The following is a 19,012-nucleotide window of genomic DNA, read 5'->3' on the forward strand; positions in this document are numbered from 1 at the left end:
AAGGTGCATCGGCGAGTATCGCCGCCTGGGAAAGCACAGGTTGCGCACAGAAGGAGAAATCAATGCCTGGTTTATCGAACGACCACCCACCCCTGGACTTTGAGGGCAACGCCGCCGAGCTGGCCCGCCGGGTCGACGAGCAACTCGCTCAGGTCGCCCCCAACAGCCCGAACCTGGCGCTGTATCGTGAGATGATGTTGACCGTGCTGCGCCTGGCCCACGACGATCGGGATCGCTGGAATGCCAAGATCGTGGCCCAGACGCTGCGTGAACTGGAGCATGCCTTCCGCGTACTGGATCAATTCAAGGGACGACGCAAGATCACCGTCTTCGGATCGGCCCGTACTCCGGTCGAGCACCCACTCTATGCCATGGCCCGGGAACTGGGCGCCAGCCTGGCCCGCTCGGACCTGATGGTCATTACCGGCGCAGGCGGCGGCATCATGGCCGCCGCCCACGAAGGCGCCGGGCTCGACCATAGCCTGGGCTTCAATATCACCCTGCCCTTTGAACAGCACGCCAACACTACAGTCGGCGGAACATCCAACCTGCTGTCCTTCCACTTCTTCTTTACGCGCAAACTGTTCTTCATCAAGGAAGCCGACGGGCTGGTGCTCTGCCCGGGTGGTTTCGGCACGCTGGATGAGGCGCTTGAAGTGCTGACGCTGATCCAGACCGGCAAGAGCCCCCTGGTTCCCGTGGTGCTGCTGGACAGCCCCGGGGGGACCTTCTGGCAGCAGGCCCTGGACTTTATCCGTCATCAGTTGGAAGCCAACCGCTACATCCTGCCCAAAGACCTGAAGCTGATGCGCCTGGTGTACAGCACGCAGGAGGCGGTCGAGGAGATACAGCGGTTCTATAGCAACTTCCACTCAAGCCGCTGGTGGAAGAACCAGTTTGTCATCCGCATGAACCACCCCTTGAACGCAGAAGCGCTGGAGAAGATGCAGGACGAATTCGCCAGTCTCTGCATCAGCGGGGGGTTCCACCAACATGCCTACAACGAAGCCGAACACAACGAAGCGCAGTTCAGCGCACTGACCCGCCTGACGTTTATCTTTACCGCCCGGGACCAGGGACGCCTGCGTGAACTGGTGGACTTTATCAACCTGCCGCAGCACTGGGAAAAGGCCCAGGCTCACGCCCAGTTCCAATCGCGCGAGCCACTCCAAGCGAGCTGACTTCACGCAACGCTGTCAGTCATCCAGCCCTCGGCCGCTAAGCAGGCGGCCGATCATTTCCATGGAATACCCGCGATAACTCAGAAAGCGTCCTTGTTGGGCACGCTCGCGAGCATCGCCAGGTAATTGCCCGGAATATTTGCGTTGCCAGGTCTCTTGCAACTGGGCCTGCCAATCGAGCCCGCTTTCGCGCAGGGCCTGCTCGATGTCCGAACGCAAAAGCCCGCGCTGGCTCAGCTCTTCGCGGATGCGCAAAGGGCCGTAACCAGAGCGGGCTCGGTAGGCAATAAAACTTTCGAGGTAACGGGATTCCGATAGCAACCCTTCTTCCGTCAGACGGTCAAGGGCACTGTCGATCAATTCGGGGGGAGCGCCGCGCTGACGCAGCTTGCGCGTCAGCTCGACCCGACCGTGCTCGCGTCGCGCGAGCAGGTCCATTGCAGCCCGCCGCACGGCAACGGGCGTATCCAGTACGGCGGTCATCGGTTAACTCAGCTATCAGCGTCAGCCAGGTCATCAGCCGTCTCGACGACGGCGGCAGCCTTGCTGTCCACACCTGGCGTCAGCAGCTTGTCGCGAATCTGCTTCTCGAGTGTGGCGGCGATATCCGGGTTGTCTTGCAGGTACTTGGCCGAGTTGGCCTTGCCCTGACCAATCTTGCTGCCGTTGTAGCTGTACCAGGCGCCGGACTTCTCGACGAAGCCGTGCAAAACACCCAGGTCGATCATCTCGCCATTGAGGTAGATGCCCTTGCCGTAAAGAATCTGGAACTCGGCCTGGCGGAACGGCGAAGCGACCTTGTTCTTCACCACCTTGACGCGGGTTTCGCTACCCACCACTTCATCGCCCTCCTTCACCGCGCCGGTACGGCGGATATCCAGACGAACCGAGGCGTAGAACTTCAGCGCGTTACCACCGGTGGTGGTTTCCGGGCTGCCGAACATTACACCGATCTTCATCCGGATCTGGTTGATGAAGATAACGAGGCAGTTGGCATTCTTGATGTTGCCGGTGATCTTGCGCAGTGCCTGGGACATCAGGCGAGCCTGGAGGCCCACGTGCATGTCACCCATTTCACCTTCGATTTCCGCCTTCGGCACCAGGGCCGCCACGGAGTCGACGATGATCACGTCAACGGCATTGGAACGCACCAGCATATCGGTGATTTCCAGGGCCTGTTCGCCGGTGTCCGGCTGCGAGACCAGCAGGTCGTCGACATTGACGCCCAGCTTGCCGGCGTACTCGGGGTCCAGGGCGTGCTCGGCATCGACGAACGCACAGGTCGCGCCGGCTTTCTGGGCCTGGGCGATGACCGAGAGGGTCAGCGTGGTTTTACCGGAAGATTCAGGACCGTAGATTTCAACAATACGGCCTTTGGGCAAGCCGCCAATGCCCAGCGCGATGTCCAGGCCCAGGGAGCCGGTGGAGATGGCCGGGATCGCCTGGCGGTCCTGATCGCCCATACGCATCACGGCACCCTTGCCGAATTGACGTTCGATCTGACCCAGGGCCGCAGCCAAGGCTTTCTTCTTGTTGTCGTCCATTAAAGTCCTCACGTAATCAATAAGGCCTGACGGCCAACACCTGTATAAGTAGCCAGTATTATTCCACAGCGTTTGAGGATCGCCTACCCCTGTTTTGCGATTTCTGCCGCGGCATGCCGGAGCAGCCCCTCTAGCGCGGCCTTCACCGTTTGTCGGCGGACAGCATCGCGGTCGCCGGGAAAGTGCCGGCACTCGGCCAGGACCTGTTCGCCCACGGCCCAGGCCAGCCAGACGGTACCGACCGGCTTGGCCGGCGAGCCGCCGTCCGGCCCGGCCACACCGCTGACCGCCACGGCAAAACGCGCGCCACTCTGCGCCTGGGCGCCGCGCGCCATGGCCTCGACCACTTCACGACTGACCGCACCGACGGTGTCGAACAACGCCGACGGCACATTCAACTGGCGGGTTTTCTGGGCATTGGAATACGTGACATAGCCGGCCTCGAACCAGGCCGAACTGCCCGGCACCCGGGTGATGGCTTCGGCAATACCGCCGCCGGTGCAGGACTCGGCCGTACTGACCTGCGCATTCAGGGTCCGCAAGCGCTGACCCAGTTCGACGGCCAGTGCAGTGATTTCGTCCACGGGCAACTCCTGATCCAAGGGGCAAAGCCCCCTACCCTACACCAGCACCCAAGCCATGCAAGCAGATCAGGGCAACAACCCACGCACATAGGCCTGGCACGCCTGCAAGGTGATCAGGGCGCGGTCGCCGTCGTCGGTGATGGCGATAATTCGTCGAGCATGCGCCGGGTCAAGTCGGGCGCGTACGGCACCATGATCCACGCCGCCGGCGCCGGCGGTGGCAGGCAGTGCGGCGCTGGCACCGGTGCTGCGCTCGACCAGGACTGACAAGCGCAGATCAGCAGTGGCAAGCCGATCACGCAGACGTGCTTGATCGCGTTGAACATCGCTCATCTCCTGATAATGCTGTTGCTCGCTGGCCTGCAGGCGTTGCTCCAGCGCCAGGCGTCGGGCCTGGTCGGTGCGCTGCTGCTGGACCTGAGCCCGATTGAATTGGTCCCGCGCCTCGGCCTGCAATCGGGCTTGCGCCTCCAGTTGCCGGCCGTAGCGCCAGGCTTGCATCTGCCAGGCCAGCGCCGCCGAACCGCCGGCCAGAATGACCAGCAACGCGACCACGAAAACCTGGCGATAGGCCCCCGGCATCAAGGCGAGGGCGCACATAGCACCGCCCTCGCCCGCGCCCAGAGTTGCAAGCGGTCTTCCAGGCCATTGAGGCCACCATTGATCCGCCGGGTAATGCTGTTGAACTGATCGCGATCAGCCAGCTCATTGAGCCCATTCACCTGCCAGAACCAGGCCGCCGACTCGGCGGCCCACTGCGGCTGCTCCAACAACTCTGGCTGCTGCAACAGCCGCAGATCGGCAAACAGCGCCAGGCTGCAGCGCCGATAATTATCCTGGCCAGTAATCTGCACCAGCCCGCGTCCACGAAAGCGCTGCCCATCGCCATCGGCCTCGGACGTATTGCCCAGACGCGCGGCCAGGCTGCCCGTGTCGTACTTGCTCAGATACTGCTCGCTGCCCAGTTCACGCACATAACGCAGTTGCCCCGACTCATGGCCGATCTGCGCCAGAAACGCCGCCCTGCGTTTCGCGGTATCAATGCGATAACGCGCCATGGCGGCATTCAACACAGAAACAAACACGCCCGCTTGGCGGCGGGCGTTGGGCATGATGTGCAGGAGTTGGGGTTCGGTAAGGCGCACAGGCTTGGCCTCCGGTAGGGATTGACGACAAATCACTCGGGAACAACGGGCCAGAGGACCGTAGCGGGAAAACCGTCCTGATGCTCGATCCGGTTCAGAGCGATGCGATACTGCTTCCACAGCTTCAAGCGCGTTACCTCGTCAGCCGTGGCGACACCTTCGTCGATGGCGTCTTGTAGTGGCCCCATACGGTTTGTAGCGCTGGCCAAAAGCTGATCGCGCTCCTGGACGGCGTATACAGCCAACTCATGGGTCGTTGGAGGAAGCGGAGTGGGGGCAGGAGGGCTCTCCAAGCAATACCACTCGTCCGGCCCAATATCATCAGGACCAGAAACAGCCCTCCATCCTTGTTTGTCGTTACGCACTGCATAGCTCATAGATTGTCTTCCCAGCCAGAGCACGCCACGGCATTGCCGGTGCTGCTGCCGACGTAATAAATGTTCATTGACTCCATCAGCAAACTACCTTGAACAACCATTACGGCATTACTACCGCCGCCCGCCTGGACAGCCACCAGATTGCTAACTGATCCACCAGCGCCATAGCTGCTGTTCGGTGCCACCAGTGCATTACCTCCGCTAACGCCGCCATTGATTGCGGAAACAACAATAGTTTTAGCCGTTGGCGGCACAAATGCCGTAACACTGGCAGACACCCAGAGCGGAGTTGCCATGTTGCCTTGCACACCAGAAATGATTATCGGCATGTTCAGTACGTTTGAACCGGACGCGACCTTGTACTGAACGCGGCGGCCCACCTGGGAAAACGAAAATGGATACTTGTTAGTGGTGCCATCGGTGCGAATCCAGCCCACTCTCGCCTTATGCGTATATCCCGCCGGCATCGTCGGAGCCGTTGTGCTCAGTGACAACAAGCCTGCCGCCGCGCTGCCATTCCAGATCACCCAGACGCTGTACCAGGTCGAGGCAGCTAGCACCCCGGTATCAAGCCCGTTGGCGCCCTTGGTCAAACCGTTAAAACTCAAGTTGATCCCGCTCAAGGAGCTCACCAGTTCGCCGGCCCCAACAATCAACTGATCAGCCGAAACATTAACCATGGCGCTTAAACCCGAAGCGGAAAGCACCAGGTTTTTATGCCCGCCCACAATCGCAATCGGCTTTTGTTTCTGGACTTCAAGAGCCAGGGCGGCGATATCAATCAAACCCTGGCTGGTCGGTGCACTCCAGGCCTTGATACACCACATGACTGCCAGGTTGCGTGGACGGGTTTCCTTACCTACACGGGGTTCACCATTCAAACTATCGCTGATTGGATCGCCAACCAAAAACTCCTTGCTTGTACCCTGGGAAATTACAAAGCTAGTACCCGTCCCCGTCCCCCCAGTACCTGACGGACTGTGCAGATAGCCATCACCGTCGCCAGTCAAAATCCGAAATTTATGCCCTTGAAGGGCATCGAGTTGAAAGCTCCCCAAAGAGCGCCCAGCATCCACCCCGCGCCCATGGTCCCAGCCTCGTAGAAACTCGCCCCGCGACTCCGGCAACCGAAAATGCCCCGCCGGCTCAGTACCCGTATTAAACGTTGTCCCCAGGTAAGCCGCCAAATCAGGATAAGTCGCAGTGCTGCGAACACTGCCATCAACCTCAAGAAACCCTGGCGGCACCACGCCTTTGGGAAACGGCACCATCGACCCTATAGGCAAGGCCGAAGCATCATTCACCCGTTTTTCGATCAACGCCCGAATCGCTTCAAGCAATTGATCGCGCTCCACCTCCGACGGCTCCAGACCGCCGGCCTCGATCACATTCAACAGCTCATCCGTCAGCGAATTGCCCCAGGTGGAGGGAATCAGCGACCCCGGCGTTCCGCTGGCGGTGTTTTCATCGACAAACTTGCCATTGACCAGCCCGATACCGGGCACACTCTTTGGATAATCCACACGTCTATCCTCTTGTAGTAATAAATCTGCGTAGCGCTTTCGATCGCGCACAAACAAGCCATGGGCAGCCATTGCCAATCATGGCTTCGCTTTAAACCGCAGATAAGAAAACGCCCCGTCAGTGCGGGGCGTTTAGTGGAGCTGCTCGGTGAGCCAGAGTGGCAAGCTCGGTCGATATTGACTGTCTGGAAAATCAGACGATTGCGGCCAGTCGCGCAATGCTTGCATATGCACCAATAGCTCCTTGAACTGATCATCGGTCAGCGTTGTATCGATCTCGATTTGCAACTGATCGCGATGACGATCACGCAACCCCATCAGAGTCGCCATGACCTGGTCGCGCCATGTCCTTTCCTTTTCGGCCAACTGAATTGCCCGATCCGGCGGATCCAGCGCGACCGGGAAACCTTTGGCATCGGGCGAAAGGACCTTGCCATCAGCCTCATCCGCAAGCAGCTCATCGCGAGCAGCTTCAGTGAGCTTTTGGCCTCCATTGTCAGTCAGCGAGAAAGCAAAACGACCATCTGCTTCGACCCATTTTGAGTAAATCATTCGTCCCCCTTAATTCCCGATTGCCAGCCATTTGACTTGTGCACCTGCACCGAAACCAGATACGGCGTATTGAAGAGCAAACCCCGTGTTCGACGATTCCGTAACAACCGTGTAATGCCCGGCCGGCGTTCCCGTACTGGAGAAATTATTAATCTTCAGTTCCAAGTGCTGAACCCCCGAGGGGAACTGAAGAGGAAAGGTTACAGAGGAACCGGTAGTCGTACCCCATTGGAGAACTACCCCCCCGAGCCAGGATGGAAACGCTATATACCCATTCACGGCAATGTTGGCTGCAAAGCCAAACCGCAGTTTCTTCGGCGTAACAATTGCCCCGTCATCCACACCGTTATCGACCTGAACCTGCGTGGCAATCTTGGCCGCCCCCTGGCTGGTCTCGCTAGCCTTGACGCCGTTGGGCAGTGGCGTGAGCAGCACAAAGTGGGCGCCGTCATACTCGATATCCGCCAACTGGCCCGCCACCACAACGGTATCGACCTTGCTTCCGGTCGAATCGTATTGTTTGAGGGGTTTGGAGCCGCGCCCTGAAATATTCAGCGTCAGCGCCCCAGCCCCTGCCGCTCCAAACTTCACCCGATATCGTTGATTGGCCCGATAAGCCTCCAGCGCCGGCACCGGACTCAGCACGTAACCGGGTGCGGTTCCCGTCGTCGTGAACGCGGTCAAGTCCTGGCTCGGCAATGTCTGCACCAGTGTCTGCTGGACAATGCTGCCAAGCGCCTGCTGCAGTTGATCGTGATCGTCTTCCGCAGGCTCCAGCCCCCCCGCCCGAATCACCGCCAGCAACTCATCGGTCACCGCATTGCCCCATACCGCAGGAATCAGCGAACCGGCCTGCCCGGTGTCGTTGTCCTCGTCAATAAACTTGCCATTGACCAGGCCGACGTTAAGTACCGTCTTTGGATAATCCATCTACATCCCACTCCCGTAATTGATAAATTCCAACCCATGGGCCGGTGCGCTGCGGCGCATCACGCACTCCAGCGAGCGGGCCGGGTTGGACCCAAACCGCTGCCCCCAGTAACTCGCGCCAAAACGCCGGCCCAGGCGTCGACGCGGGCCGCTTTCCAGGGTCCACATCAGTTGCGCCGTCCAGGTGCCGAAGTGCGACTGGCCCAGGCGCGAACGGCCAAAGCGTGGCGCCCGATATTCCGTGACCCTGGCCTCGGGATACCCCAAGGACTGGGCCAGACGGGCAAAGAACGCCGGAGTCTGGCCGCCGACATCGACCAGCCGTCGACGTACAGCCAGGCGGCGCTCTTCAAAGGCAGGCGAAATGCCAAGACAGCGATCCGGCAGGCCCATGACAAACTCCCACTCCGGTACCAGTTCATTGACGCCGGCCGGGTCCATTTCGTTAAGCAGCTCGACCGCGCGGGTATCGATACGCTGCAACTCCCGGGCAATGCTCTTGAGTACCTGGTCGATTTCCGGGACCCGTTCGGGGTCCCAGGCCGGGCCGCTGGGCAGCAGGCTGCGCAATTGGCCGTGGTACTCGGCGACGGTTCTCAGGTCAGCCATTCGAAACCTCCGAATACCAACAGCTCCCTGGGCTGGGCCGTGACATCGGCGTGGGGCTCGACCAGCAAGTGATCGGTCTCGCCGGCCGCACTGCTGATGGCTTCGGCGATATGGGTCAACAGTAGGGTTTCACCCAGCCCGCCCTCGCGGTTATGCAAATCGCGCAATTGGGCCTCGACGGCCGCACGTACGGCGTTGGTGGTCGGGGTCAGCCGCAGCTTGTAGCGCACCGGCACCAGCGCCGGCGCCAGCACCCGCAACTCGGCCGTCACCGGCCGCAGGGGCTCGATATAGGCCTGAATCTCGGCCAGTTGCGCCGCGTCCGGCTGCGGCGTGACATCTTCATCGCGCATCACGAACAGCGCGACAGTGCCCGGGCCCAGATAGTTACGTCGGCACCAGGCCCGGGTGACGCCCGGGTATTCCAGGGCCCAGGTTTCGTAGTCGGCGGCCGAGCCGCCGTGGGGCACCACGCGATAGGAGCGAATCACCCGGGCTCGTAACGATTCAATGCTTTCCACCGCCAGGCCGCCTATCAGCCCCGGCGCCTCGACCACAAACCGGTTGCCGATGCCTTGAACCGGCTGCACCGGGAACAACTCCAGACCCGGGTCGGCATTGCCCAGCGGGCCACCATCGAGGGCGCGGATCTGCACACTGTTGCTGCCGTTACTGCTCAGCCGGGTAGTCAGCACTTTGTAGCTGCGGCCGTCGTTGCTTTGCAGCAAGGTGTCGCTGTCGAGCAGCGCGCCCGCTGCCGCGGTGTAACTCACACTGCCGCTGGCCGCCTGGGCGGCCTTGCGCGGTTGGTTGAGGCGCAGCGCAGCAATGCGTTCCAGGGTGCTTTCATCGGCCGAGTCGGGGAGGATCTGCTCGGCGATCCAGTCGAGGTAGCCATACAGGCCAAAGGCCGCACCACTGAGGGTACGGGCCAGCACCTGTGCATCGGACTGGCGCAGCGAATCGCTGGCCAGGTCGCTTTGGGTGCGTTGAACCAGCACCGGCAGCGAAGGGGTTTCAAACGGCATAGGTCACCTGCCAGCTGTTATTGAGGTTGATATCCAGACGCTCGCCGTCGGCCAGGGCCAAATAAATCCGCAGGTTCAGGCGCTGGTCATCAAGCCGCTCGGTCTGAATATCGACCGCACGGATATGGCCATCGTCGATCAGCCATTGCAGGGCTTCGCGGGCATAGAACTCGGCGTCCAGCTGGGTTTGCGTAGTCAACTTGACCCGCCGTAGCAGCCACAGGCGCGAACCGATACGGTCATCGGCGACACTGGGAAAGCTGTCGCCCCACCAGCCAAAGCGCTGGTCGTCATCCAGCACGTCGTCGACATTGGCCCGGCGCCAGGTAAACAGGCTGATCTGCACCGCGCGGGTCAGCGCGGCCTTGAGATTGATCGCGGTCATCATCATTAGCCTCCTGCAGGCGGTGCAGTCTGCCCAGGGCCGGCCATGACGCCAGGGTGGACATGGTTGATCTGGCTGATGCCGCCGGCGAGCTGATCGCCCTGGGACACGATCTTGCCGCTCTGGGACAGCGTCGGTGTCTCGATGGCCACGGTGCTGGCGGCGCGGATATTCAGGGTCGGCGTATCGATGTTCAGCGCCGTGCTGGCACGCAGATTCAGGGTCGCGGTGTCGATCTCGATGATGCGTCCGCGCTTGAAATGAATCCGGTCACCTTCATCGGTGTAGATCGCCACCTCGCCAGGCTCCAGGGCCTTGAGGCGGAAACGGCGATCAGCAACCACCAGCACGATGCCGTGGGAACGGTCGCCACCGAGGAACGTCGCCACCCCTTCGGCACCCGCCAGCGGGTGGCTGGTAAAGCCATAGGGTTCGAAATGCTCCATATCGTCGATGACCTCACCGGCGGTGAGGCGCATTTGCAACGCTTGCAGTTTGTTGGCCGAGTTGGCGAGCACGACGGTTCCGCGCGCCAAGAGGCGAGTCAGTAGGCTCATTGAATTTCCTTGAAGCCCGTATCCGGGCTGTTGGGGCGGTGCCGGCTCGCCGATCACCGATCGTGAGCAGACGACGCGCCTACAGGGTGGGCGGGGCTAGTTCTTTTTAGGGGCGGGGTCGGCGTCGAATGTGTGTGGCGGCGCCACCTGCAAAGTGGTGATCGAACCCTGGGCCGACAGCGTGTAGGTCACCTTGGAGATCAGCATGTCCTGGTCGAACCCCAATACCGGGTCAATCACCCGCACCAGGGTGTTGTGGCGCCACAGCGCACCGTTGGCTTGCCGCCAGCCTTGCACCGTGTAAGTGGTGGTCAAGGCGCGGCCCATGCGGGTAGCGCTTTCCCAGTCGGCCCGCTTTTGCGCCAGTTCACTGGTCAACTGCGCGGTTTCGCTGATCACCGTCACCCGTTTGCGCCCCAACCCGGCATCGACGGCAACGCCGCTGACTTCGCTGACCGCGCTTCCGCTTTTCTGGTCATCGCCCTTGTGCTGGCCGATCACCCGGTACTCGGAAAACACCTTGCTGAAGTCCATCGACGCATTGCCCGAGAGGATGTTCTTGCCCAGCTCCAGCACTTCCAGCGCCCGTCCACCGCTGCCCGGTTGCGCCAGCACGACACGGCCTTCGGCATCGTCGGTGGAGAACACGCGGTACAGCGTCAGCAAGCGGTCGATGGACTGGAATACGCTTTCCCCCGGCACAATGCTGTGGGTGCGCAACTTGCCGGTTTCTGCAATCTCGCTGCGCACCCCGACGCCATACGGCGCCGCCAGGGCCTGGACAATGCTCAGGACACTTTGCTCGCGCCATTGGCTGGGGCGATTGATCGCCGCGCAGTCGACCAGGTCCTGGGTCAATGAACTGCCTTCGACACTCAGGGTAATCTGCCGGCCGTCATAAGTGATCGGCGCCTTGTTCACATAGCCGGTCAGTACCAGGTCGCAGCCGATGCGCACTTCACAGCGCGCGCCAGCCTTGATCGGCTCCGGCAGGACCTGCCCGGGCCATTGCCAGGTGATTCCCAGCTTGAAACTGCGGAACTGACGCTCCAGGTCCGCACTGATTTCGATACTCTTCCAGCCGCCATAGTCCAGGCCGCCAAGGGTCAGGAGCACGCTATTGTCCAGATCGGCCATGTCTTACTCCCGAGCGACTTGGATCGGCCTCGGCGCAACAAAGCCCGGATGCACGATACGGTTGCGCTGTATGATCTCGCCGACCCGCGTGGCATCGGTGAAACAGTCGTAGGCCAGCACCAGGGCCGGCAAGTTCTGCACCGGGGTCAGGTTGATCAGCCGCACGCCCGAAGAGGCCACGGCCGTCAGGTGGCGCAACATCTGCTGACGCAGGTTATTGAGAATCAGGTAATGCTCGCCATCGGCCTTGAGCGATGCCTGCCAGATCAACTCATTGAGGCTGTCGCGCAGCGCCAGCACATCGTCCACCACCGGCACCTCGGCCCGCACCACTGGCTGCAACGCTTGCTGGGCCAGCGTCGGGGTGCTCACCAGCGTGACCGCCTGGGTCGCCACCGGCATACTCGCGACCCATTGGGCGATCTGGACCAGCAAGGCATCCTGGACCAGATTGGCCACGGCCTGGGCGGTCGCGACCGAATCCTTGCCCGTGGTCAGTTTCGGCGCCTCGACCGACTTGGCCGCCTCGACCTGCTGGGAGATATTGGCCAGCACACCGCGATAGCCACTGAGGGCGAAGTCCTTGAGCCCGTGGATATCGCTCAGCAGATCCTTGAAGGCCGCACTGACCTCCTTGGGCATGGCCTTGACCGCCCGCACCAGCGCATTGAGCTCGGCATAGGTGTCCAGCAAAGGCTTGAGCTGGTGCTCGATCACTTCGAACACTTGGGTCAGCGCGTTGCGCAGGGCCTGCACGCCGACACGCGCCAGGTTGATCAAGGCCAGGGCCTGCTCAAAGCGCAGGACCAACGCCCCCAGCAGGCTGTCCGAAGACAGCAGCAACTGCTGCTGGGTATTGACCACCGCAACGGGGAAACGCAGGGGCTCGTCGGGGTAGAACTTCAGGGCAAAGGTCACCAGCCCGCCATCCTGGCGGGTCTGGGTCATATCGCATTCACCGACCTTGACCTGCATCCGCCCCAACCAGGGATGGACCAGTTCACCTCGGCCCTCCTCCAGGGCCTTGAGCAGTTTGTCACGCTGCTCATGGCAATCGGGGCCGATGATAAAGGCCGTCAGATCGTGGAGCTTGGCCTGCTGGCCAAGGCTCTCGAAAAACGGCAGGTCACGCTGCGGATACTCGTGCAACTGGCCCTTCTGGCCTACCGGCGTCGTCGCCTTGTCGACCCAGAAGGCGACACCGCGAAACGACGCCGGCAACAAACGATCACGCCAGTTGGCCGTCATGGGAACCTCCTAGAGAAAGTGAGCGATAGCCGATCAGCGAGGTCAGTTGCAGATTCGGCTGGTTGCTGTGCGGCGCATCGGCGCGCATCCCGGGCGGCGCATTTTCAAAGCGCACGGTCAGGCCGCCTTCGAGCTGGGCACGGTTGTTGATGACGGACTGTTGCAGGAGAGCGCTGGAAGATTGCGGCAGGTCGGAGCTGATCCTCGGCTGTTCTTCGTCCGTACCCCAACCAAAGAAGCCATTGATCTGCTCCTGCTTTTCAGTCACGCCTTCGACCGTACCGGTCACCTTGCCGATAAAGCCGGCGACAGTGCCACCGAGCATTTCCTTGACCGATCCGAAGATATCTTTGAGCTTTTCCCACATCTTGCCGAACCATTCGGTGATCGGCTCCCAATGCTTGATGATCATCCCCAGCGGCGACCAGTCGAACAGGCCATGGAGCACATCGAACACCGGTGCGGTAATCGCCTTGAGGCCTTCCCACAAGGTGGCGAACGCCTCGCTGATCGGCTCCCAATTGGCGACGACCATGCCCACGGGCGACCAGTCGAACAACGTTCTGAAAAATGCCAGCACGGGTTGAGCCAGTGCCACGAGCAAATCCCAGACCGCCGAAAACAGTCCGACCAGAGGCTGCCAGTTGGCCACGATCATGCCCAGTGGCGTCCAGGAAAACAGTGTCTTGAAGAAGTCGACAACCGGCGCGGCAAGCGCCTTGATTCCCTCCCAAAGCTTGGCGAAAAAGGCGCTGATCGAGTCCCAGTTGGCGATGATCAAGCCCGCCGCCAGGGCAATGGCCATGGCGGCCAGGCCGATGGGAGACGTGAGAAAACCCGACTTGAGCAACTGCATCGCCACTTCAACACCCGTGATCGCTGCACGAATGGCGTTGAACGCCAGAACACCCGCCGCCACCCCCTGAACCAGCTGCGGGTTTTGCGCCAAAAAGGAAGCGACTTGGGTAATCAGCGGCACCAATGCGACAGCGATAGCATTCACCGCAGGTAGCAAGGCATTACCGATCTCGAGCGAGACGCTCGCCACCGAAGCCTTGAGCGCGTCCAGGTTGGCTTGCGTTTCGCCGATGCCCGAATCTGACGTGGGCAACTGCCGATTCTTGACGGAGTTTTTGGCCGCCTCATCTTCAGCCTTGATCGCTAAATGGATCCCGTCCAGAAAGGGCTTGAACAACCCACCCCCACTTAAAGACTCCGAAATATCCAGGCCGCCGAGACCGCTGCTCTGCAGACTGTCGCGAAACCGATCGAACTTGCTCCGTACAACTTCGATCTCCTTCTCAACCTTGGGGAGGTTCACCACCATGACTGCAAGATTCACGGTGTTTTCAACCTGAACCTTGCTGACAAACTTTTGCTTGATTTTGATAGCTGCCATCACTGCACCTGCTGCATCGCATTGATCCGTTGTGCGTGCTCCAGAGACTCGCAAAGCACATCCAGTGGCCTGGCCATCATCTGTTCGGGGTCAACCTTCCAGAACCAGGCCAGGTCATAGGCGACCGCGATCAGCTCGCCGATGGTTGCGATGCCGCACTCATGAAAAAACCCGCCACCGCCCAGCTCAGGGCGTTGAGATCGACCAGATCCAGTTGGTTGACCGAGGACGGCGGGATCCCCGCACAGACCGCGATGTACTTGGCGGCCACTTCCATATCGAGGTTGATCTCCTCGCCCTTGTCGATCTTGTACGGCAGCGCCTTGATCGCCCGCACCTCCTGCACCGTCGGACGGCGCAGGGTCAGTTCGGTCAGCGGCTCGCCGTGGGCTTCGATGGCGACGTGCAACTTCACCGGCTCGCTCATTGCCAGGTCCCCTTGATGCCCTCGAACTTCAGTTCGATGGCCGCGTCATCACCCTTGGCCATCGGTTCTTCGATCAGGTAGGCACCCGCCAGGACATAGACTTTGCCGTTACTGAATTCGCAGGTAACGGTCATATCGTTACCGGCGATCAGTTGCTTGAGCGGGAAGTCCGGGGTGTGCAAGGCCGTGACCTTGAACGATGGGGTGATATCGGTTTCCTTGTAGAAACCCGGAACCACGGTTTCGCGTTTGACGGCCATCAGCGGTGCTTCGCAGCCGCCATTGATGGTCAGTTGGGCGCCGTCCACTTTGACGTAGCACGTGCCTGCAATCAGTTGACCCATAGTGTTTCTCCTTGCCCTAAAAAAACTTGCAATAAAAAGCCCGCATGGCGCGGGCTGGGTTTACACAGTGCGCGGTGCGGTTCAGGCCGCGGCGTCGTACTGCAGGCGGAACTGGTTGAGCAACGCGAAGACGCGCAGGCCATTGACGTAGTCCGGCGGGAACAGCACGTTGACGCGGCTCGGGTCCAGGCTGTCGCGCTCGACGATCAGGTGCTCGGCAAACAGCTCGGCGTTTTCCACGTGGCCTTCCATTTCCAGCTTGGCGTACTGGGCAATCAGCTCGCCACGCAGGGTGCTTGGCGTAACAATGGGCTGGCCGGCGCCGAAGCGGGTGCCGTCGCTGGCCAGCTTGTGGCGCCCGTACTTGCTGGTGATCACGCTTTGCAGGCGACGCACGATGTAGGCCGACTGGTGCATGGTTTCGCTGTCCAGGTAGGAGTTATCGGCCTGGCCGTAGGCATTCTTCTGGTAGGAAGTGATCGCTCGCTGGATACGCATGTAACCGCCTTCGTAGTAGGCGGTAGCAATGCCGTAGCTGAGCAACGACTGACGCTCGGTCAGGGTAAAGCGCTCGCTGGCTGGCGCAGGCTCGATGCCCGGCAGGCTGCCACTTTGGGTCGGACGGCTGGCATCGGCGGAGATAAACACCGACGTCCGTGCCGCCAGGGCGGCTGCTTGGACCCAGAACGGTTGTGGCACTCCCGGCTCCAGCGCCTGGATGGTCATATGCTGGTCATTACGCGCCTGACCGGCCGCCACAAGGGTGCCGAGGGTGCCGCGCTTGGCGGTGTAGACATGGCCGAACAACTGCTTGGCCCAGGACCAACGACCGACGCTGTCATCCATCGCCGCTTGCCAGGCATTCAGGCTCGCCACATCGGTCCAAGGCTGGCAGATGAATTCAAAGGGTTCGTCACCCAGGGCCGCCAGGGCAGCCACTTGGTCCGGTACGCCGGTACCACCGCTCATCTTGCCCACTACCACGCTCAGGCCGGCCGGGGTTTCCTCGCCGTTGGCCTTGCCCAGGCGATTGAGTTGCAGGCTGATATCGTTGCCGCTGTCACCCGTCCATTTGCCGTTCAGGGTAATCACCCCTTCCAGCGCCACCGCCGTGACCGGCAGGTCTGCTGCGGCATTGATCTTCAAGGCCAACGCGGTCGCTGCCTGAGCCGGCGTCGCCCCCTTGACGATGGCGGCCTGAACGCGGGTACCGCCGATGTACAGATTGAGCACGCCGCTTTGCGTCGCTGCGCCAGTGAATTTCACTTCGGCCTTGGCCACGCTGCCTTCGCCGTTATGCAGCGGCAGGCACCAGATCTCACCGACCGGATCGGTCTTGCGCCAGGTTTCGTACATGGCGGCGAGCATCGAGCCCTGGCCGCCGATGCTCTTGGCCAGGGCCACGCTGGAGACCAGTACCAGGCTCCCGACTTCGCTGGCCTCGATGTTGTCGTTGACCTGGGCGACGATCAGCCGGCGCATGGCCGAAGAGGCGCTATTGGCTGCGGAATTGTCCATCTCGGCATAGAACAGCGGCACACGAATGTCCGCAGGGATATTGCTGAACCCGATTGCCATTATTTGGCTCCTTGTGGTTTTGCCGTTTTCACGGCCTTGGTGGTGATATCGCCATCGGCCAGGCGTCGGCGCCACCAGGGGCTGTCCGACACTTCGCGACCGTCGACAGGCAACAGATCGCCCGCTTCCGGGTCCGGTACCGCACGGCCAGCGGCCGGCAACACAGTGATGCGTTTGCTCATGGGGTTACTTCTCCTGAAAAAGTCAGCTCCAGGCGCCCGTCAGGCCCCGGCTGTTGCAGATTGGGATCGGCCGGATCGATGGCATCGACCCGGACCGTCATCCCGGTAAAGGACGGCAAGCCGTCCTGTTCACACTCGTGCCAGGTTTCTGCCGGATCGCTGGAACGGTTGCGCCCCAGCTGGAAGGCGGCGAGGAAACGCAGGCGATAAAACAGGCCGCTGTCGTTAAGAGCCAGCAGCTCACCGCCGTCGTACTCGATGGCGTCGTACTGCGGACCGGGCTTGAAGCCGACCAGGGCACGCCAGATGTCGGCGCGCCACTTGTGCACCTGGTCCAGGGCGCTCTGTCCCTGATCAGCGGCGGTTGGCAGCACCAGCGTGATCTCGAAACGATCGCTGATCTTCTGGCCATAGCTGTTCTGCGAAAGCGCCGGGCCGGCCAGGTCGGCCAGCGATACCAGGCAAGCCAAAGGCGCTGTCGACACACCCAGCGCTTGCAGAGACTCAAGGTCCAGGCCCGGGGCGATGCGTACCGTCAATGCCGGGCACTGCGTACGCAGTTGAGTCAGGACCGGGGTGATGTTCATAAGCGATACCTTGAAGAAGTGGAGGAAGAACAGCGGAGCGCAAACCGCTTATTGATCGGGCGCCGAGCGCTGTTCAGGCGCTTGGGCAACACCCAGGCGCTTGGCGGCCCAGCGCTCGTAGAGGCCAATGGCGACATCCGCGCCGGCCATGGCCGTCAGGCAACCAATGGCACCCGCCGTCCAGATCGACATGCCGAGGGCATACAGCAGCATCAGCGTCGAGACGCCGCAGGCCATGCAGGCCCCGGAGCGCAACACCAGGCGCCGTAACAGCGACCAGCCACGGGCGCCCTCCTTATCAGCGCGCCACATTTCACCGCTGACCCCGCCGACGACCGCCAGGGCGATCACCAGCCAGATGGGCATTTCCAACAATGCTTGTTGCTCGTGGGTCATGGCAGGCCTCCTGTCAGTCCAAAGGCCGCGGGGATGGGCCGGTAATCAATGATCAAAGTCACGTGTGCATATCCATGCATTAAGGGCTGGCATTCCAAAAAGCCCGGTCACCCAGGCTTTTCAGTAATGCGTGGCTCTTGATCGTTCGGCGCTACTGGCGCGGTACGGATCGATTCAAATTGTTCCTCCGACCGCGACCCTGTCCGCCGGATAACTGTTTACGGTGCTTTACGCTGCACACCCGGGTCAGTTGCCAACCCTCTGAACGATCAAGGCTCGTTCATCGCTGCCTACTTGCGTACCACTAAAGAGCTTCGGGTCACCCCAGGCGTCGCCGCCTTTTCTGCGCCGGTTTCGGCCGGCTTGGGGCTGAGATTATGCATGTATGCATATACAGTCAATGCACAAATGCATTTATTTTCCGGACAAAAAATGCACAAACGCATTAATCCTTGTGAAATCAGGGGTTTGGTCTTTATTTCGGGCGTAAAAAAACCCACGCATGCGTGGGTTTTTTCTCTAGCGGGAGTGACTAGCGGGCGTACATACCCCACCAGAAGACATGACCGAGGATGCTGATTTGCTCGTCCTGCATCTCCTGGAAGCTGTAGTCCTCGTCCGGATGCTCATCGCGATTGAAGCTGCGCAGGCGTATGCCGGTCGGTAGCCGGTACAACTGCTTCACCCGCAACTGGCCGTTATGGTTGATCGCATAGAGATCGCCATCGACGATATCGCCAATCGCGCACTTGCCGGCATTGACCCCGACCGTGGCGCCATCGCGCAGCACCGGCAGCATGCTGTTGCCGCGCACCGTCACGCACTTGGCCTGATCGAACTGCACACCGTTGTGCCGCAGGCTCCGCTTGCCAAAACGCAGGCTGGACTTCTCGCTTTCCTCGATAACGAATCTTCCTGATCCAGCAGCCAATTCAACCTCGCGAAGAAAGGGGATCGACACCTCGTCATCATCGACGGGGGTTTCGTCATCCCACAGGCTTATGTCCTTGAGTTCCGAATGCACCGACGGTCCCGACGTATTGCCGATCTCGGCACGGCCACGCAACTGATCGGTACTGACGCGAAAATACTCGGCGATCTTCGAGATATGCTTATCCGAAGGGTCGACGATCTTGCCGCTGAGAATTCGCGACAGAGTGGATTGAGGAACGCCGGTACGCCGATGCAACTCCGTAGGGGAGATGCCATCGCGATCGAGCAGTTCTCGTAGGACGATAGATACAGTGCGCTTTTGCATAGGCGCAATATTGCTGGGCTTTGCCCTGGCGCGCAAATGCA

Annotated in this window: 24 protein-coding genes; 1 reads left to right on the forward strand and 23 read right to left on the reverse strand. The window is 61.0% G+C overall.

What is annotated here, in order from left to right; all coding sequences use genetic code 11:
* Positions 1-62: 62 nt before the first annotated feature.
* The gene (locus NPS46_RS14840) at positions 63-1,181 is read left to right on the forward strand and encodes an LOG family protein (protein ID WP_274108416.1); all 1,119 of its coding nucleotides are present in this window, start codon (positions 63-65) and stop codon (positions 1,179-1,181) included.
* Positions 1,182-1,196: 15 nt separating this feature from the next.
* Here NPS46_RS14840 and recX read toward each other — a convergent pair whose 3' ends face one another.
* From recX to NPS46_RS14955, 23 genes are all read right to left on the reverse strand, one after another.
* A complete protein-coding gene (gene recX / locus NPS46_RS14845; protein ID WP_274108417.1) occupies positions 1,197-1,664 on the reverse strand; it encodes a recombination regulator RecX in 468 nt (155 codons plus the stop codon).
* Positions 1,665-1,672: 8 nt separating this feature from the next.
* Positions 1,673-2,725 (reverse strand): recombinase RecA, encoded by a 1,053-nt coding sequence (gene recA, locus NPS46_RS14850; RefSeq protein ID WP_274108418.1) that lies wholly within the window; start codon positions 2,723-2,725, stop codon positions 1,673-1,675.
* Between the two features lie 83 nt (positions 2,726-2,808).
* Entirely contained in the window at positions 2,809-3,309 is a 501-nt protein-coding gene (locus tag NPS46_RS14855; protein ID WP_274108419.1) for a CinA family protein, read from the reverse strand.
* 66 nt (positions 3,310-3,375) lie between these two features.
* Complete coding sequence (locus NPS46_RS14860; protein WP_274108420.1) at positions 3,376-3,909, reverse strand: lysis system i-spanin subunit Rz; 534 nt, start codon at positions 3,907-3,909, stop codon at positions 3,376-3,378.
* Positions 3,891-4,454, reverse strand: coding sequence for a glycoside hydrolase family 19 protein (locus NPS46_RS14865; protein ID WP_274108421.1), 564 nt, complete (start codon positions 4,452-4,454; stop codon positions 3,891-3,893). The genes NPS46_RS14860 and NPS46_RS14865 overlap by 19 nt, the downstream gene beginning before the upstream one ends.
* Before the next feature lie 32 nt (positions 4,455-4,486).
* Positions 4,487-4,831 carry a tail fiber assembly protein gene (locus NPS46_RS14870; RefSeq protein WP_274108422.1) on the reverse strand — a complete coding sequence of 115 codons (345 nt, stop codon included), beginning with the start codon at positions 4,829-4,831 and terminating at the stop codon, positions 4,487-4,489.
* Positions 4,828-6,426, reverse strand: a complete 1,599-nt coding sequence (locus NPS46_RS14875) for a phage tail protein (protein ID WP_274108423.1) — start codon at positions 6,424-6,426, stop codon at positions 4,828-4,830. The genes NPS46_RS14870 and NPS46_RS14875 overlap by 4 nt, the downstream gene beginning before the upstream one ends.
* A 60-nt stretch (positions 6,427-6,486) precedes the next feature.
* On the reverse strand, positions 6,487-6,906 hold the full coding sequence (locus NPS46_RS14880; protein WP_274108424.1) for a phage tail protein: 420 nt from the start codon (positions 6,904-6,906) through the stop codon (positions 6,487-6,489).
* 9 nt (positions 6,907-6,915) lie between these two features.
* The gene (locus tag NPS46_RS14885; protein ID WP_274108425.1) at positions 6,916-7,836 is read right to left on the reverse strand and encodes a gp53-like domain-containing protein; all 921 of its coding nucleotides are present in this window, start codon (positions 7,834-7,836) and stop codon (positions 6,916-6,918) included.
* Positions 7,837-8,445 carry a YmfQ family protein gene (locus tag NPS46_RS14890; protein WP_274108426.1) on the reverse strand — a complete coding sequence of 203 codons (609 nt, stop codon included), beginning with the start codon at positions 8,443-8,445 and terminating at the stop codon, positions 7,837-7,839. It lies immediately after the preceding gene.
* Positions 8,433-9,473, reverse strand: coding sequence for a baseplate J/gp47 family protein (locus tag NPS46_RS14895; RefSeq protein WP_274108427.1), 1,041 nt, complete (start codon positions 9,471-9,473; stop codon positions 8,433-8,435). Before NPS46_RS14895 ends, NPS46_RS14890 begins: the two co-directional genes overlap by 13 nt.
* On the reverse strand, positions 9,463-9,861 hold the full coding sequence (locus tag NPS46_RS14900) for a phage GP46 family protein (RefSeq protein WP_274108428.1): 399 nt from the start codon (positions 9,859-9,861) through the stop codon (positions 9,463-9,465). The genes NPS46_RS14895 and NPS46_RS14900 overlap by 11 nt, the downstream gene beginning before the upstream one ends.
* Positions 9,862-9,863: 2 nt before the next feature.
* Complete coding sequence (locus tag NPS46_RS14905; RefSeq protein ID WP_274108429.1) at positions 9,864-10,415, reverse strand: phage baseplate assembly protein V; 552 nt, start codon at positions 10,413-10,415, stop codon at positions 9,864-9,866.
* Between the two features lie 96 nt (positions 10,416-10,511).
* Entirely contained in the window at positions 10,512-11,552 is a 1,041-nt protein-coding gene (locus NPS46_RS14910) for a phage baseplate assembly protein (RefSeq protein ID WP_274108430.1), read from the reverse strand.
* Between the two features lie 3 nt (positions 11,553-11,555).
* Complete coding sequence (locus NPS46_RS14915; RefSeq protein WP_274108431.1) at positions 11,556-12,800, reverse strand: DNA circularization protein; 1,245 nt, start codon at positions 12,798-12,800, stop codon at positions 11,556-11,558.
* Complete coding sequence (locus NPS46_RS14920) at positions 12,781-14,199, reverse strand: hypothetical protein (RefSeq protein WP_274108432.1); 1,419 nt, start codon at positions 14,197-14,199, stop codon at positions 12,781-12,783. The genes NPS46_RS14915 and NPS46_RS14920 overlap by 20 nt, the downstream gene beginning before the upstream one ends.
* A 130-nt stretch (positions 14,200-14,329) precedes the next feature.
* Positions 14,330-14,626 (reverse strand): phage tail assembly protein, encoded by a 297-nt coding sequence (locus tag NPS46_RS14925; RefSeq protein ID WP_274108433.1) that lies wholly within the window; start codon positions 14,624-14,626, stop codon positions 14,330-14,332.
* The gene (locus NPS46_RS14930) at positions 14,623-14,970 is read right to left on the reverse strand and encodes a phage tail tube protein (RefSeq protein WP_274108434.1); all 348 of its coding nucleotides are present in this window, start codon (positions 14,968-14,970) and stop codon (positions 14,623-14,625) included. The genes NPS46_RS14925 and NPS46_RS14930 overlap by 4 nt, the downstream gene beginning before the upstream one ends.
* 81 nt (positions 14,971-15,051) lie before the next feature.
* Positions 15,052-16,548, reverse strand: a complete 1,497-nt coding sequence (locus tag NPS46_RS14935; RefSeq protein WP_274108435.1) for a phage tail sheath subtilisin-like domain-containing protein — start codon at positions 16,546-16,548, stop codon at positions 15,052-15,054.
* Positions 16,548-16,730: a DUF2635 domain-containing protein gene (locus NPS46_RS14940; protein WP_274108436.1), complete on the reverse strand. Its 183-nt coding sequence runs from the start codon at positions 16,728-16,730 to the stop codon at positions 16,548-16,550. Before NPS46_RS14940 ends, NPS46_RS14935 begins: the two co-directional genes overlap by 1 nt.
* Complete coding sequence (locus NPS46_RS14945) at positions 16,727-17,317, reverse strand: phage tail terminator protein (RefSeq protein WP_274108437.1); 591 nt, start codon at positions 17,315-17,317, stop codon at positions 16,727-16,729. Before NPS46_RS14945 ends, NPS46_RS14940 begins: the two co-directional genes overlap by 4 nt.
* A 48-nt stretch (positions 17,318-17,365) precedes the next feature.
* Entirely contained in the window at positions 17,366-17,713 is a 348-nt protein-coding gene (locus tag NPS46_RS14950; RefSeq protein ID WP_274108438.1) for a phage holin family protein, read from the reverse strand.
* A 532-nt stretch (positions 17,714-18,245) separates the two neighbouring features.
* Positions 18,246-18,971, reverse strand: a complete 726-nt coding sequence (locus NPS46_RS14955; RefSeq protein WP_274108439.1) for a LexA family transcriptional regulator — start codon at positions 18,969-18,971, stop codon at positions 18,246-18,248.
* Between the last annotated feature and the right edge of the window lie 41 nt (positions 18,972-19,012).

Source organism: Pseudomonas putida, assembly GCF_028682395.1.
Lineage (GTDB): Bacteria > Pseudomonadota > Gammaproteobacteria > Pseudomonadales > Pseudomonadaceae > Aquipseudomonas > Aquipseudomonas putida_AB.